Origin of the sequence: Chryseobacterium wanjuense (genome assembly GCF_900111495.1) — a bacterium.
GTDB classification, from domain to species: Bacteria; Bacteroidota; Bacteroidia; order Flavobacteriales; family Weeksellaceae; genus Chryseobacterium; species Chryseobacterium wanjuense.
This window is the reverse complement of sequence record NZ_FOIU01000001.1, coordinates 1,473,961-1,489,863: the sequence shown is the minus strand read 5'-3', so window position 1 is coordinate 1,489,863 and position 15,903 is coordinate 1,473,961. Positions and strand designations below refer to the sequence as shown.

16 protein-coding genes and 1 tRNA gene are annotated in these 15,903 nt (G+C 36.8%); 14 read left to right on the top strand and 3 right to left on the bottom strand.

The window, feature by feature from the left end:
• The first annotated feature begins 112 nt into the window (after positions 1–112).
• On the top strand, positions 113–301 hold the full coding sequence (locus tag BMX24_RS06850) for a type II toxin-antitoxin system antitoxin (RefSeq protein WP_089791294.1): 189 nt from the start codon (positions 113–115) through the stop codon (positions 299–301).
• A 177-nt stretch (positions 302–478) separates the two neighbouring features.
• On the opposite strand, the gene BMX24_RS06845 is transcribed toward BMX24_RS06850, so the two are convergent.
• Positions 479–676 carry a hypothetical protein gene (locus BMX24_RS06845; protein ID WP_089791293.1) on the bottom strand — a complete coding sequence of 66 codons (198 nt, stop codon included), beginning with the start codon at positions 674–676 and terminating at the stop codon, positions 479–481.
• Positions 677–813: 137 nt separating this feature from the next.
• Here BMX24_RS06845 and amaB point away from each other — a divergent pair, with 137 nt between their 5' ends.
• The 11 genes from amaB to BMX24_RS06790 all read left to right on the top strand — a co-directional run bounded on the left by amaB (position 814) and on the right by BMX24_RS06790 (position 13,233).
• A complete protein-coding gene (amaB, locus tag BMX24_RS06840; RefSeq protein ID WP_089791292.1) occupies positions 814–2,364 on the top strand; it encodes an L-piperidine-6-carboxylate dehydrogenase in 1,551 nt (516 codons plus the stop codon).
• Between the two features lie 102 nt (positions 2,365–2,466).
• On the top strand, positions 2,467–3,792 hold the full coding sequence (gene lat / locus BMX24_RS06835; RefSeq protein WP_089791291.1) for an L-lysine 6-transaminase: 1,326 nt from the start codon (positions 2,467–2,469) through the stop codon (positions 3,790–3,792).
• 62 nt (positions 3,793–3,854) lie between these two features.
• On the top strand, positions 3,855–4,085 hold the full coding sequence (locus tag BMX24_RS06830) for a DUF2007 domain-containing protein (protein ID WP_089791290.1): 231 nt from the start codon (positions 3,855–3,857) through the stop codon (positions 4,083–4,085).
• 393 nt (positions 4,086–4,478) lie between these two features.
• Positions 4,479–4,991, top strand: a complete 513-nt coding sequence (locus BMX24_RS06825; protein ID WP_089791289.1) for a GNAT family N-acetyltransferase — start codon at positions 4,479–4,481, stop codon at positions 4,989–4,991.
• Positions 4,992–5,108: 117 nt separating this feature from the next.
• Positions 5,109–5,564, top strand: a complete 456-nt coding sequence (locus BMX24_RS06820) for a transcriptional regulator (protein ID WP_089791288.1) — start codon at positions 5,109–5,111, stop codon at positions 5,562–5,564.
• 1 nt (position 5,565) lies between these two features.
• Entirely contained in the window at positions 5,566–6,750 is a 1,185-nt protein-coding gene (locus tag BMX24_RS06815) for an efflux RND transporter periplasmic adaptor subunit (protein ID WP_089791287.1), read from the top strand.
• Position 6,751: 1 nt separating this feature from the next.
• On the top strand, positions 6,752–9,898 hold the full coding sequence (locus BMX24_RS06810; protein WP_089791286.1) for an efflux RND transporter permease subunit: 3,147 nt from the start codon (positions 6,752–6,754) through the stop codon (positions 9,896–9,898).
• A gap of 88 nt (positions 9,899–9,986) precedes the next feature.
• Positions 9,987–11,402 carry an efflux transporter outer membrane subunit gene (locus tag BMX24_RS06805; RefSeq protein ID WP_089791285.1) on the top strand — a complete coding sequence of 472 codons (1,416 nt, stop codon included), beginning with the start codon at positions 9,987–9,989 and terminating at the stop codon, positions 11,400–11,402.
• A 205-nt stretch (positions 11,403–11,607) separates the two neighbouring features.
• Positions 11,608–12,423, top strand: coding sequence for a hypothetical protein (locus tag BMX24_RS06800; protein ID WP_089791284.1), 816 nt, complete (start codon positions 11,608–11,610; stop codon positions 12,421–12,423).
• 191 nt (positions 12,424–12,614) lie between these two features.
• Positions 12,615–12,688 (top strand) — tRNA-Ala (locus tag BMX24_RS06795).
• Between the two features lie 152 nt (positions 12,689–12,840).
• Positions 12,841–13,233, top strand: a complete 393-nt coding sequence (locus BMX24_RS06790; RefSeq protein ID WP_089791283.1) for a winged helix-turn-helix transcriptional regulator — start codon at positions 12,841–12,843, stop codon at positions 13,231–13,233.
• 15 nt (positions 13,234–13,248) lie between these two features.
• On the opposite strand, the gene BMX24_RS06785 is transcribed toward BMX24_RS06790, so the two are convergent.
• Positions 13,249–13,623, bottom strand: coding sequence for a DoxX family protein (locus BMX24_RS06785; protein WP_089791282.1), 375 nt, complete (start codon positions 13,621–13,623; stop codon positions 13,249–13,251).
• A gap of 209 nt (positions 13,624–13,832) precedes the next feature.
• On the opposite strand from BMX24_RS06785, the gene BMX24_RS06780 reads away from it, so the two are divergent.
• The gene (locus tag BMX24_RS06780) at positions 13,833–14,207 is read left to right on the top strand and encodes a hypothetical protein (protein WP_089791281.1); all 375 of its coding nucleotides are present in this window, start codon (positions 13,833–13,835) and stop codon (positions 14,205–14,207) included.
• Between the two features lie 140 nt (positions 14,208–14,347).
• Here BMX24_RS06780 and BMX24_RS06775 read toward each other — a convergent pair whose 3' ends face one another.
• The gene (locus tag BMX24_RS06775; RefSeq protein WP_089791280.1) at positions 14,348–14,992 is read right to left on the bottom strand and encodes a hypothetical protein; all 645 of its coding nucleotides are present in this window, start codon (positions 14,990–14,992) and stop codon (positions 14,348–14,350) included.
• Between the two features lie 193 nt (positions 14,993–15,185).
• Between BMX24_RS06775 and BMX24_RS06770 the strand changes: the two genes are divergently transcribed.
• Positions 15,186–15,725: a C40 family peptidase gene (locus tag BMX24_RS06770; RefSeq protein ID WP_089792798.1), complete on the top strand. Its 540-nt coding sequence runs from the start codon at positions 15,186–15,188 to the stop codon at positions 15,723–15,725.
• Positions 15,726–15,903 lie beyond the last annotated feature (178 nt).

Here is a 15,903-nt window from a genome sequence, read left to right as displayed (position 1 = left end):
TACAAACACCCTTCACTGAGTGCAACGCCTTTGCGAACGAAAAATATTCACAATAATTTAAAGAAATCTTAGCGCTCTTTGCGTTAAAACAAAAGCATTAGAAACAAAAAAAATGAAATCAGAAAAAACTCAAAACTCTCCCGAAAACAAAGGCAAAAAATCTTTCGTGATAAGGATAGATGAGTCCACTTACAAGCTTCTGGAAAAATGGGCAAATGACGAATTCCGAAGTGTAAATGGACAGATTGAGTATTTGCTTCATCAAAGTCTGGTTAATTCGGGGAGGAAGAAAAAGGAATAAAATTACTATTGGTTCAAGTCTTCGATTCCACTCAGACTAACAATGGATAAATTGCAGATAGTATTAGAGATGTCAGTCTGAGCGGAGTCGAAGACTTTATTAAATAAAATCAACCATTCAACAAAAGAAAAAGCAGAGAAAATTTCTCTGCTTTTTTTGTTCCATATATCAATTAAATTAATCAAATATCGTTGCGAAATAATTAGTAATCACCGTCCAGAAATTCTTTCCAAGAAAATAAATAAGGGTAGAAGTGATGATTCCCTTCACGGTAAAGAATATAATTCCGCCAATTCCAAACTTCTTCACCAGACTTTTCCATTTAGAATTTTTCTTCTCTTCTGCAGGTTCGTTGATTGTCTTATTATTTTCCATTTCTGAAATTCAAATGATTACCCTACAAAGATAAGCATGTTTATAATTAGTCCAAATAAAAAACACGTTAAAAAAATTAAAATTTTGCAGTTCGCGTAATATTTTTAACTTTAGGGAAAACGAAAAGTAAAATTTTTATGTCTAAAAAAGTAAAGGATTTTGGGATCGAAAAAACGCTCAAAAATCTAGGAATTAAAGATGAAAATAAGGGAACTTCAGTAGGCGGAAAATACTTTGCTTCAGGGAAAACCATAGAAAGTTATTCACCTGTAGACGGTAATTTAATTGCTAAAATAAAGACTTCCGGAGAATCTGATTATGACAAGGTAATCGAAACTGCAGAAAAGGCTTTCAAAGAATTCAGGATGATTCCGGCTCCTAAAAGAGGGGAAATTGTAAGACAATTGGGTCAGAAACTAAGGGAATATAAAGACGATTTGGGTAAGCTTGTTTCCTATGAAATGGGAAAATCTTTACAGGAAGGTCTGGGTGAAGTACAGGAAATGATCGACATCTGCGACTTTGCAGTCGGTGTTTCAAGACAGCTTCACGGGTACACCATGCATTCGGAAAGACCGGGTCACAGAATGTACGAGCAATATCATCCGTTGGGAATCGTGGGAATTATCACTGCTTTCAACTTTCCGGTGGCTGTTTGGTCGTGGAATACAGCTCTAGCATGGATCTGCGGTAATGTTACCATCTGGAAACCATCAGAAAAAACTCCGCTTTGTGCTATTGCCTGCCAGAATATTATGGCTGAAGTTTTAAAGGAAAACAATCTTCCTGAGGGGATTTCAAGCGTTTTGGTAGCAGATCATGAGATCGGACAAAAACTGGTTGATGATAAAAGAGTTTCTCTAGTATCATTTACCGGTTCTACAAGGGTAGGAAGAATGGTTTCTACAAATGTTGCTCAAAGATTCGGGAAATCTATCCTTGAACTAGGAGGTAACAACGCCATTATTATTTCTCAAGATGCAGACATCGACATGTCAATTATTGGTGCTGTTTTCGGAGCGGTTGGTACTGCAGGACAGAGATGTACTTCCACAAGAAGGCTGATCATTCATGAAAGTGTGTATGACGAAGTGAAAAAAAGATTGGTAAAGGCTTATGGGCAGCTGAAAATCGGAAATCCTTTAGACGAGACCAATCATGTGGGACCGCTTATCGATACGGATGCCGTAAACCAATATCAGGAATCTATCAAAAAATGTAAAAAAGAAGGCGGAAAATTCATTGTTGAAGGTGAAGTTTTAAAAGGAAAAGGCTACGAATCCGGCTGTTACGTAAAACCTTGCATCGCTGAAGTGAAAAATTCTTATGAAATCGTTCAGCATGAGACTTTTGCACCGATTTTGTATTTAATTAAATATAAAACGTTAGAAGAAGCAATTGCCATTCAGAATGATGTGCCTCAAGGGTTGTCGTCTGCGATTATGACGCAAAATCTTAGAGAAGCGGAGTTATTCCTTTCTCAGGCAGGTTCAGATTGCGGAATTGCCAATGTAAACATCGGAACTTCAGGTGCGGAAATCGGTGGAGCTTTCGGTGGCGAAAAAGAGACTGGAGGAGGAAGAGAATCCGGCTCAGATGTATGGAAATACTATATGAGAAGACAAACCAATACAATTAATTACACAACTCAACTTCCTTTGGCACAGGGAATTAAGTTTGACCTTTAAAATAATTTAAAAAATTAAAAGTTCACCGTATGAAAATTATCCCTAAGCAATTTTCTGTTGACGGGGCTTTTAATCCAATCACCCCTAAGATTTTTATTTAATATGGAACAAACAATTGATATACAAGCAAATAAAGTTAAAGAAACAGTAGGCAGACACGTTTTGGCAGACGGTTTCGATTTCGTGATGGATATTGAAAAATCCCACGGCTCATGGCTTTACGACAAGCTTACCAATAAAGAATATTTAGATATGTTTTCGATGTTCGCTTCGGCGTCTGTCGGTTACAATCACCCTTATATAGTTGAAAAATCAGCTTGGTTAGGGAAAATGGCAGTCAATAAACCTACTTTGGCAGATGTGTATTCTGAGGAATATGCTCACTTTTTAGAAGTTTTCGAAAGAGTGGTGATCCCTGAAGAGCTGCAGTATGCCTTTTTCATCGAAGGTGGAACTCTAGGTGTTGAAAATGCCATGAAAGCTTGTTTTGACTGGAAAACACGCAAAAATTTTGAAAAAGGCCTTAATATTGAAGCGGGAATCTGCATTCATTTCAGACAGGCATTCCACGGAAGAAGCGGTTATACTTTAAGTTTGACCAATACTGCTGATCCAAGAAAATATCAGTATTTCCCGATGTTTGACTGGCCAAGAATCATTAATCCAAAATTAACATTCCCAATCACGGAAGAAAATCTGGAAGAAACAATTAAAAATGAAAAATTAGCTCTGCTTCACATTGAAGAATCAATTTTGATGCATCCTGATAAAGTGGCTTGTATCATTATCGAACCGATTCAGGCTGAAGGTGGTGACAACCATTTTAGAGACGAATTTTTCGTTGAATTAAGAAAATTATGTGATCAGAATGAAGTGCTATTAATTTTTGATGAAGTTCAGACAGGTATCGGAATTACCGGTAAAATGTGGGCTTTCCAGCATTTCACAGCAAAACCGGATATTATTTCTTTTGGTAAAAAAGCGCAGGTTTGCGGAGTTTTGGCGAATAAAGAAAAATTTGATGAAGTGCCGGATAATGTTTTCAGAGAAAGCTCAAGGATCAATTCTACTTTTGGAGGTAATTTTATTGATATGCTTCGTTTCCAATTGATAATGGAAGTGATCGAAAAAGAAAACCTTGTAGAAAATGCCAGAGTGGTAGGAGACTATCTATTGGAAGGATTAAAAAAATTAGCAGAAAAATATCCTGAAAAACTTTTAAACGCAAGAGGAAGAGGGTTGATGTGTGCCATCGACCTGCCGACTCACGAAGAGAGAAATGCCCTGAGAGATGAGCTTTGGAACGATGGAATGATCATTCTGGCCTGCGGCGATCTGTCGCTTCGTTTCAGACCGCATCTGAACGTTACCAAGGAAGAAATCCAGCTTGCCTTAGATAAAATTGAAAACAATATTAACAAAATTTGAAACTCAAAATTTGTAATTTTCAAAAAAACGTCATATATTTAGATACTCAAACGGGATAGAATATGGAAAGAAGTACCAGAGTATCAGTTTTTGAAAGTGATAAACCTTCAGAAATACAATTAATCAAATCAAAATTGGAAGACGCACAGATCACCAACAGTGTTGAAAACAATTACCTTACATTTACGACTACGCCCACAGCAACATCGCTGAAAGTAATGGTAGATTTGGAAGACGAGAAGAAAGCCTTCGAGATTATCGACGCTTATCTTCAACAAAATGAAAATCAATAAAAACAATTTCATAATTTTAAATTTTACTACTTCGAACCGAAAATTAATTTTTATTAGTTTTCGGTTTTTTAATTCAAAATTTTAACCTTTATCGTAAAATTTAAAGGATTGAAGTTGTAGAAATTGTAATAGATGCTTCGAGAGCATCAGCATGACATCGTTACAAATGATTTCGCTGATAAAAACTGTTAGTATTAGAGATGTCATACTGAGCCCCGTCGAAGCATCCCAAATAAAAGCATTCATTCAATAGAGGTGGCTTTAGCCCGCCTTAAAACAAACGCTCAAGTTGACTTTAGTCAAAACCTAAAAACAATAAAAATATAAATCAATAGTAAAAACGAAAATTTTTCAATCCTTAATCTTTATATTTTAAATAAATTTTTCACAGCAATGAATTCAGAAATCAAACTAAGAAAGGCAGAAATTGAAGACAGAGACATTATCTGGAACATTTTACAACAGGCAATTGAGAGAAGAAGAAAAGACGGAAGTACACAATGGCAGCAAGGGTATCCGAATCTTGATACGGTAGAAAGTGATATTGCAAAAGGTTTCGGTTATGTAATGACGGTAGATGGCGAGATTGCAGTATATGCAGCTCTGATTCTCAATGATGAGCCGGCTTACAGCACCATCGAAGGAGCATGGCTGAGTAACGGCGAGTTTGTAGTGGTACATAGAGTGGCTGTCGACGAAAAATTTGCAGGGCAGGGAATGGTAAAAAAATTATTCGATCATATTGAAGAGTTCACGAAATCACATGGCATTCAAAGTGTTAAGGTAGACACAAATTATGACAATATCGCCATGCTGAAAATCCTTGAAAGCAAGGGATATTCTTATTGTGGAGAAGTATTTTTGGCAGGCGGAATGAGAAAGGCCTTTGAGAAGATTATAATTTGAGTAAAAAGTTAAATCCATTTTCATTGAATTTTTAAAACACTAGGAATTTATAAACTCTATCGAGTTTGTTCGTTTAGTTCAGAACTAAATGATACTTTTGCTTCAAATTTATATACCATGCATAAGAGTATAGAAATTGATGAAAAGATTTTTCAGGATGCCGTAAAGTTCTATGGCACCGTTTTCAGCCTTCCACCGTTAGCCTCAAAAATATATGCTTATCTGCTTTTCGATTACGACAAAGTAGGCATTACTTTCGACGAGTTTGTGGAAGTGCTTTCAGCAAGCAAAAGTTCTGTTTCCACGAGTATTTCACTTCTGTTGAATGCCGAGCTTATCGTAGACCACAACAAAATGGATGAGCGGAAACGGTATTTTTTCATCAATGAAGAATATAAAAAGATAAGATTTGAAAAAATAGTTCAAAAGATGCAAGACGAATTAAAACTACTAGACGATTTAGACAATTTTAAAAAAAATCATGACGATGGGTACAATGAAAGAATTGAAGCTTACAAAGCTCTTTTAAACAAAAACATTAAAAATATTCAGGAATCTCTTAATAAACTATAAAATGAATAATAAGCTGGTTATACTTTCTATTGCAGCACTTTCTTTGACAGCCTGCAAAAAAGAAGCTCCGAAACAGGATGGCCCGAAACCATATCCTGTGGTACAGGTGGAGTCGAAAAATATAGTAGGCTATCAGACTTTTCCTGCTACCATTCAAGGGAGAGTAAATAATGATGTTCGTGCTAAAATACAGGGATATATCACTCAGGTTTTGGTGGATGAAGGGCAATATGTCACCAAAGGACAGCCTCTTTTCCGTCTGGAAACCAATATTCTGAACGAAAACGCAGCAGCTTCCAAAGCCGGAATCGGTGCTGCAGAATCTAATATTGCCGCTGCTCAGGCTGCTGTAAATGCCGCAAATGTGGAGGTAAACAAATTAAAACCACTTGTTCAGAAAAATATCATCAGTAACGTTCAGTTACAGACCGCTCAGGCAAATCTTGCACAGGCTCAGGCTCAGCTTCAACAAGCCAGAGCAGCAAAAAGCCAGGCTGTTGCCAATTATAAAGGAGTAGAAGCAAACATCGAATATTCTATTATTCGTGCTCCTATTTCCGGGGTAATCGGTAAACTTCCTTTAAAAGTAGGAAGCTTGGTGGGACCTACGGATCAGACTCCACTGACAACCATTTCCGATACTTCCCAGATTTACGCTTATTTTTCAATGAACGAGAAAGAATATTTCGATTTCCTTGAAAAATCTCCGGGAATGTCGATGCCGGACAAAATCAAAAACCTGCCAATGGTAGAATTGCAGCTGGCAAACGGAAGTCTTTATCCTGAAAAGGGTAAAATTGAAGCTATTACAGGGCAGATTGATCCTACAACGGGAACGATCCAGTTCAGAGTTGGTTTTACGAATGCTCAGAAATTATTAAGCAACGGTAACAGCGGAACCATCAGATTCCCACAATATTACGATAACGTTCTTGTCGTTCCGGAAAGTGCAACTTACGAACAGCAGGGAATTGTTTACGTATATAAAGTTGAAAAAGATACCGCCAAGAATGTGGTTATTAATGTGATCGACAGAATCGACAATATGGCTTTAATAAAATCCGGTGTTAATAAAGGTGAAGTCATAGTAGCCGCAGGAATCGGAGGATTAAAACCAGGAACAGCCGTGATAAAGAAACCTGTAAAAATGGATAGTCTTGTTCAATCTATAAAACCGAAATTCTAAAATGATTAAAAATTTTATAAACAGACCGGTTTTATCTACCGTTATCTCAATTTTAATTGTGATTCTCGGTGTTTTAGGACTGATCTCATTGCCGGTTACCCAGTATCCGGATATTGCGCCTCCTACGGTAAGTGTTTCTACCAACTATACGGGAGCCAATGCGGAAACTGTTATGAAAAGTGTTGTGGTTCCTTTGGAAGAGCAGATCAATGGGGTGGAAGGTATGGATTACATTACTTCTTCTGCCGGAAACGACGGTTCTGCCCAGATCCAGGTGTTCTTTAAACAAGGAATTGATCCTGATATCGCTGCGGTAAACGTACAGAACCGTGTAGCCAGAGCAACGCCTTTGCTGCCTGCAGAAGTTACGCGTTCAGGGGTTGTTACCCAGAAACAGCAGACAAGTGCGCTGATGTATATGTCTTTCTATTCCGAAAATAAGGATCTGGATGATGTATATCTTCAAAACTTTTTGAATATCAATATTATTCCAAATTTAAAAAGGATTAATGGGGTAGGTGACGCCAACGTTTTCGGAGGTAAAAACTATTCGATGAGAGTCTGGCTGGATCCAGCGAAAATGGCGGCTTATGGAGTAACTCCTACCGATGTTACCAATGCCATCAACGAGCAGAGTAGAGAAGCTGCGGCAGGTTCTATCGGACAAAACAGCGGAAGCTCTTTCGAATATATTATTAAATATGTAGGTAAATTTAACGATAAAGGTCAGTACGATAATATTATCATTAAATCTCTTGGAGACGGACAAAACCTGATGTTGAAAGATGTTGCCAAAGTAGAATTGGCAGGGCAGTCTTACACAGGAATCGGGGAAAACGGGAACAATCCATCGATCAGTATGGGGATTTTCCAGACGCCGGGTTCTAATGCTCAGGAGATTATTAAAAATATTAAAGAATATCTGAAATCAGCGGAAGGAAGCTTTCCACAGGGTATTAAATATACTTTCAACTTTGATACGAACGAATTCCTCGAAGCATCTATTGAAAAGGTGGTTCATACCTTAATAGAAGCATTTATCCTGGTATTCATCGTTGTGTATATTTTCCTGCAGGACTTCAGGTCTACGTTGATCCCGGCAATTGCGGTTCCGGTTTCGATTGTGGGTGCCTTTTTCTTCCTGAATTTATTTGGATATTCATTAAACTTATTAACGTTGTTTGCCCTCGTTCTTGCGATCGGTATTGTGGTGGATGATGCCATTGTCGTCGTCGAGGCCGTTCATGCCAAGATGGAACATGGGATTTCCGATGCCAAAAAAGCAACGGTAGAAGCCATGGACGAGATCACAGGAGCGATCATTTCAATTACTTTGGTAATGGCGTCGGTGTTTATTCCGGTAACGTTTATTACGGGTCCTACCGGTGTATTCTATCAGCAGTTCGGGATTACATTAATTGTGGCGATCATCATTTCTGCGGTAAATGCATTGACATTAAGTCCGGTTTTATGTTCATTATTCTTAAAACCTCACGATGCACATCACAAAGAATATAAGAATTTAAATTTTCTTCAAAAGTTTTTTTACAAGTTTAATATTGCTTTCAAAACAACGACAGACCGTTACGGAAGAGGATTTGTATTTTTACTGAGACATAAATGGGTTACTTTGGTCATCTTCGCGATCACGGGAGCTATCCTGTATTGGGCAAGTACTTCCATGAAGAAAGGTTTCGTACCGACGGAAGACAGAGGGATTATCTTTACAGATGTTCAGCTTCCTCCCGGAGCTTCGATGGAAAGAACGTACAATGCTCTGAAAACTTTACAGGCAAATGCTTTAAAAGTTCCCGGAGTACAAAACGTGACGATCTCGACAGGTAGAGGATTTTTATCCGGAAACGGAAGTAATAACGGTCTTGCCTTTGTTAAATTAAAACCATTTGACGAAAGGAAAAAAGACGGACAAACTTCTGAAGATATCACCAAAAAATTATTCGGAATCTCAGGAAAAGTTCCGGATGCAAAAATCGTGTTTTTCCAGCCGCCGAGTGTGCCCGGTTTTGGTAACAGTGCAGGTTTTGAGATGGTTCTTTTGGATAAATCCGGTGGCGAATATGCCGATCTGGATGCCAAAACAAACGAATTTATCGCAAAATTGATGGAAAGACCGGAGATTGAATTTGCCCAGACTTCATTTAATACAAAATATCCTCAGTACGAAATGCAGATCAACGTTCCTCTGGCAAAACAATTGGGAGTTTCTGTAAGTGACATCCTTTCTACCATGCAAGGATATATCGGGGGAATTTATACTGCCGATTTTACGAAATACGGAAAACAGTTCAGGGTAATGGTTCAGGCGCTTCCTGAAAACAGACAAAACATTGATAATCTTAATGAATTGTATGTAAAAACAGGTTCAGGTATCATGTCGCCAATCTCTCAGTTTGTGACTTTAAAGAAAGCCTATGGACCTCAATCTGTAAGCCGCTACAACTTGTTTACTTCGGTAAAAATTACAGGTTCCAACTCGGCAGGATTCAGTTCCGGGGATGCGATTACTGCGGTGCAGGCGGTAGCAAAAGAAACATTGAATCAAAACTATGATGTAGAATTTACGGGATTAACAAGGGAGGAATTGAATTCCGGATCGCAAACGGTTTTAATCTTTGCATTAAGTTTAGTTTTCGTTTATTTCATCCTTTCTGCCCAGTACGAAAGTTATATTCTTCCTTTAATTGTGGTCATTTCACTTCCTCTTGGGGTAATGGGAGCTTATTTCGGACAGAAAATCATGGGCTTGGAAAACAATATTTACTTCCAGATTGCCCTGATCATGTTGGTCGGATTATTAGCGAAAAATGCAATTTTGATTGTCGAGTTTGCCGTTCAGAGAAGGCATCACGGTGAATCTATCGTTATGGCTGCAATTAATGCTGCAAAAGCGAGGTTAAGACCTATTTTGATGACATCTTTTGCTTTCATCTTCGGTTTATTACCATTGGTTTTGGCCAGCGGAATCGGTGCTGTGGGTAACAGATCCATCGCAACCGGAGCGGCAATCGGTTTATTAATAGGAACCATTTTAGGACTTTTCGTGATTCCTGTACTGTTTGTTATTTTCGAATACCTGCAGGAAAAAGTGAAACCTCTTAAAAAAGAAGAAATCAATTTAGCAGAATAAAAAATTAAGTTAGTCTAAGGTTTTGAGCTTAAAGTTAATTAAACCAAAAACTCAGAACCTTAAACATAAAACTTTAAACTTTTAAATAATGAAGAGTTTATTAAACATCATAAAAGGAATAACTTTTTCAGTCGCAATTCTTGCACTCGTATCATCTTGTATGGCGCGAAAAGAATACCAAAGACCGAATAATGTTGTAGACGAAAAGCTGTTCCGTACAGATATGCTGCCTTCCGACAGTACCAATATTGCCAATGTTTCCTGGAAGGAGATCTTCACAGATCCTATACTTCAGGGGCATATTTCGAAGGCTTTGGAAAATAATTTAGATATAAGAATTGCCTTGCAAAGCATTACTTCTGCGGAAGCTTATTTAAAACAAAGTAAAGCAGCCTACGAACCAACAGTGACGGTAGGTCCCGGCTACACTTTCCAGACCCAGTCTTTGAATACGCAGACCGGACAATTGTTCGGACAGAGACGTTATATCAACCAGCTTGACATCACGGCCAGTGTTGCTTTCGAAGCTGATATCTGGGGAAAACTGAAAGCTCAGGAAAAAGCTCAGCTGGCAACATATTTGGGAACTGTAGCAGCTCATAAAGCGGTAAAAAGTGATCTTGTTGCATCGATTGCTTCTGCTTATTATCAATTATTGACTTTCGACGAACAGAAGAAAATTATCACGGAAACGATTAAAGTTCGTGAACAAAATTTAGAAACAACAAAAGCGTTAAAAACTGCAGGAACATTAACGGAAGTGGCCGTTCAGCAGAGTGAAGCGCTTGTTTACAATGCAAAATCTTTGTTAATTGACATAGACACTCAAATCCAGTTATTGGAAAATACGATGAGTCTTTTGATGGGAGAGCCATCTCATTCGATTGAAAGATCTACATTGGAATCACAAAATGTTCCGAGCGATTTAAAATTAGGATATCCTGCTCAATTGCTTGCCAACAGACCGGATGTGATGAGAGCGGAATACAATTTAATGAATGCTTTTGAACTGACAAACGCTGCAAAAGCACAGTTTTATCCTACATTAAGAATTACGGGAAGCGGTGGACTTCAGTCGATGGATATTGATCATTTGTTCAGTGTAAATTCATTGTTTGCAAGTGTTGTAGGTGGGTTGGCTCAGCCGATTTTAAACCGAAGAACGATTAAAACAAACTATGAAGTAAGTCTGGCCAATCAGGAAACGGCTTACCTGAACTTCAGAAAAACGGTGCTTACAGCCGGAAAAGAAGTTTCGGATGCGATCAGGGTTTTCTCGGTTCAGGATCAGTATATCGACCTGAAACAGAAAGAGTTGATGAACTACAAAAATTCCGTAGATTATTCTCAGGAATTGGTAAATTACGGTATGGCCAACTATCTTGAAGTTTTGAATGCCAGCGTAAATTCATTAAACGCAGAATTGAATATCGCCAATGCACAATACAGTAAAATGAAAGCTGCAGTAGAGCTGTATCAGGCTCTGGGCGGCGGTTGGAAATAATTTCAAAATAAAAAGTAAATCGGAAAAGCGCATGTTAATTAATTTTTAGCATGCGTTTTTGTTTTGATTAATCTCACTACAATGATTTAATTCATGTGTTAAAGTATTAATTATCATTAGATTATATCAATTATAAGTTTCATTAACCTGATAATTCAATCTCTCATTTATTGCTTACCTTTGATTACCTAAATTAAATATTACAATGAAAACAAATTTTTTATCACCTATGACTTTAGCCCTGATTGTATGCGGATTTTTTCAATCTACTGCACAGATAGGCATTAATACAAGTAATCCGCAAGCCTCGTTAGATGTATTAAGCAAAGGCAACACCGGGGCAACGAAAGCTATGAGAATCAACAATTCCGGTAATACTGAAATTGTTACCGTAACTGATGCCGGAAGAGTAGGTATCGGAACTTCTGCACCACAGCATACGCTCCATTCTATCGGAACTTTAAGGTTTGAAGGGGTAAATGCCGGACAAGCATCGGGAATGGTATTAACCTCCAACGATAACTTAGGAACTGCAACATGGCAAAGAGCAGCATCCAACGTAGTCACAGGTACATTAGGAGGGGGCTATAATCTTCCTTTTGCTCAAACTTCTACCATGTCATATACAGGATCTTCCATAACCTTACCGCCGGGAAAATGGATGCTCACCATATCTTTATTATTAATACCCAGTGGAACTCTCGGAGCCAACGACTGGATGTTTGTAAGAAGTACTTTTTCTGAGCAGAATTTAACAACGATAGGCGATGTTGGGGTACAGTCTCCAGATGTGATAAGACCTACATTGATGAGTTTTCAGGTCGTTGGTCCGTATACCGGAGGACAAAAATATAATGTCGCAACAGGCACCATTCAAATTAATAATACTTCGGGAACCACAAAAACATATCGATATATTGTAGGAGCTACCCAGGCCAGCGGTACTGTGGCAGGCGCTCAACTGAGCGGTGTAGGAGGCTCATGGTCTGAAAATGCCATTTATGCTATCGCCACCAATTAATTTTAAAATTTTATACTATTTCAAACCTTGACTTGATTGAGTCGAGGTTTTGATATTTTTAAATTGCTTTTTAATCAAAAAATGATAAAAGAGTATTCATAATATAGCCAGTTATTATTCTCATTAAAGAAAATTTAACAAAATGTTTGTACATATATTTTAAATACTTACTTTTGTACGGCTTCAAAAAAGGGGGATTGGCGCAGTTGGCTAGCGCGTTTGACTGGCAGTCAAAAGGTCACGGGTTCGAATCCCGTATTCTCCACTTGATAATCAGAGAGTTGCAAATTTTCAGTTTGTGACTCTTTTTTATTTGCATAAATAATAGCTTTTTCCATATTATTTTGTTTCCGAGGCTTAATTACATAATTTTGTCATACTCACTCTCCATTAATCTAAGCATTGAAATTATTTCATATGGAAACAAGAAAGGAAAACTCTACGAACAATATCAATCTTACGTATCTGAACAACTTTTGTGGTATTTCATATACGCTTGCAATGATTGGCGGCAGATGGAAGATCAATATTTTAGCCTATCTTCTGAAAGATCAGAAACTGAGATTTGGTGAGCTCAAAAATAAACTTGAGGGAATTTCTGAAAGGATGCTCATCAAAAGTCTTAAAGAATTGGAAAATAACGGATTAATTAACAAAATCATTTACCAGCAGTATCCCCGAAAAGTAGAGTATGAGCTTACAGAACTTGGCCATTCCCTTAATGAAATCATCAAATCTATGGACGAATGGGGAGAATCGAGATATGATAAAAACATAAAACCGCAGCACATTAGCCGCGATTTAGGTTAAAAATTACAATAAAAATTATTGAATAATTATTTTAAATTTATTATCTAAAAACAATAAAACGACAGAAAGTATACACATTATTAAAGAGTTATAGTAGTGATTATACTCTCCGTGAGCCATATGTGTAGTAAACGCTCCTATGGCAAAAGGAAATAAAAAAAGAACACCCAGGTTTCTAAATTGTGGTTTGAATAATCCTATCACAATCAATATAACACCAATCAGTTCTCCTGCACCGATCAGCATCGTCCATGTTTTATTAAAGCCCAGCGACTGCATACTCTTCATCATAGATTCTTTCTGAAAAACTTTAAATAATGATGCATATCCAAATACATATAAATAATAGGCATAACTTGCCCAATAAATTATTTTGCTTACTAATTCCATTTGTTAAAAATTTTATTGTGCAAAATTAAATAGTATAAAAATTATAAAGAATAACAGACAAAATTGTATGTATGAACCGATAATGAAAATTACTGATTTATAAATTTTTATAAATTTAACTAATTTTAACGTTTTTGAATTTTGTATATTAAACTAATTTTTGTCTTTTTGTAAGGTTTTTAAAACGAATAATAACTATTTGAAATAATATGAAGAAACTTTTTTTACTTTTATTAACTGCTTTTTTATTCATCGGATGCAGTAAAGATGAAGATACAATCTACGATTTCATCGGAACGTGGTCCGGAACTTATGAAGGAAGCGATAAAGGTGACTGGAACATTGTAGTGGCAACCGACGGAAAAGTAACAGGAACAATGCATTCTGATCAGACCAACGAAAATTATTATATTTCAGGACATCTGACTGAATCCGGAGATCTTGCTGCTTCTATTGGTTCACCGGCAGACGGAGAATTTAAAGGATCTTTAACAAGAGAGAAAACAGGAAGCGGAGGCTGGACAAATTCAGTTCCCACACCCGCAATAGCAGGAACATGGAAAGGTGAAAAAAATTCTAAATAAATAAGATTTTTACGAAATATAAAAAGCTGTCCTTATGGATGGCTTTTTTTTGTTTTAAAAGGCTGGAAGAGGGAAGCTTGAAGCAGGAAGTTTAATGAAGTCCAAAATGAACCTCCAGCCTCCATCTTCACGCCTCCTACCTACAAAAATCCCATTCTCACAATCTTTTTCTCATTATATATAGCTATAAAATACAGCACAAAGTCATCATCGGAATAATGCTTTTGAAACGAGATTTCTTCTTTATTCCATGCTTTTTTATCTTCAAAACTTTCGGTTAAATAATTATCAAAATCAATTTTCAGCATCACCAGTGAAACTTCATCTGCTTGGATTTCTTTATTTAAATTTAATTTTACCTCCCATAAATCCGAAGAAATAGAAGCCTCATTCCCTATATGAGAATAATTCCCAAACTGAAAATTTTTCAGAATTTCTTTTCCTTTTTCCGTTGACAAACCGTTTTTCACTGTTCTTTTTCCTCTTTCCGAAACAGTATCCAAATCTTTAATCTCCGTCATAACCTTTGCAAATTTCTGATAGAGCAGAGGATCTCCGGCTTTTTTAATATATGGAACAAGAGCCTGTCGTATCATTTTCCCGACTTTGGAACAATGACCGAATTCCGAGCTGTTTTGTCTTACTTTTTCATAAGTCGGACTTTTTTTAAAGGCTGTTTTATTGAACCCGCTTTTCTTCCGAACAACATTTTTACCGTTCAGTTCATAAAAAACAAGGTCGCCAACAGCACCTTTTATTTTAATTAAGCTCTCGTAAGTTGCCATATTTTATTTGTGTTTAATAAAAGTCAAATATAATGATTATTAATTGAATATAATATTTTAACATAATTTTATAATATAGTTCTAGTATAGTTTAAGTATAATTAAAATATAAATGTATATATTTGTACTACATTAGTATTCTATTAAAAATCAGGAGGATATGAAAACGGAAATATTTGGAAAACCCTATAGTATGAAACAGTTGTCTGTTTTGCTGATTGCATCTTCACTTATTATTTCATGCGGAAGCTCAAAAAGTGTTGCTACAAAGAAAAATACAAATACTAAGACCATTACAAAATCTGAGAATCTTCGAAATCTGGACTCAAAATTTGATGGAACGGTTTCAAAATCAATCAACGAAATTTTAAAGGATGCCGAAAAATATATTGGGACACCTTATAAATTCGGGGGCAATACATCTTCAGGATTCGATTGTTCCGGTTTCACGGTAAAAGTTTTCGAGGAAAATGATTTCAAATTACCCCGAAGATCCTCTGATCAGGCTGAAGCTGGAGAAAAAATTGATATTAAAGAGGTAAAACCCGGCGATCTTTTATTCTTTGCAACCGCGGGCGGAAGCAGGGTTTCACACGTCGGAATCGTTCATGATATCGGAAATGACGGCGAAGTGAAATTTATTCACGCATCTACATCAAAAGGCGTAATTATTTCTTCTTTAAACGAAAAATACTGGAATAAAGCATATTTGCACGCGCAAAGGGTTTTGTAAATAAATTTTAACTCTTATTAAAAAAAGAATCTCAATTACAGCAAAATAGATTCTTCACGTCACTGTGTTTCATTCGGAATGACAAATAAGTCGCTAATTTCAACCAGATTTTCTAACTTAAAATTAATCTTATCCTAAACCTTAAACTAAAACTTTTGTATCTTCGCGAATAATTTTA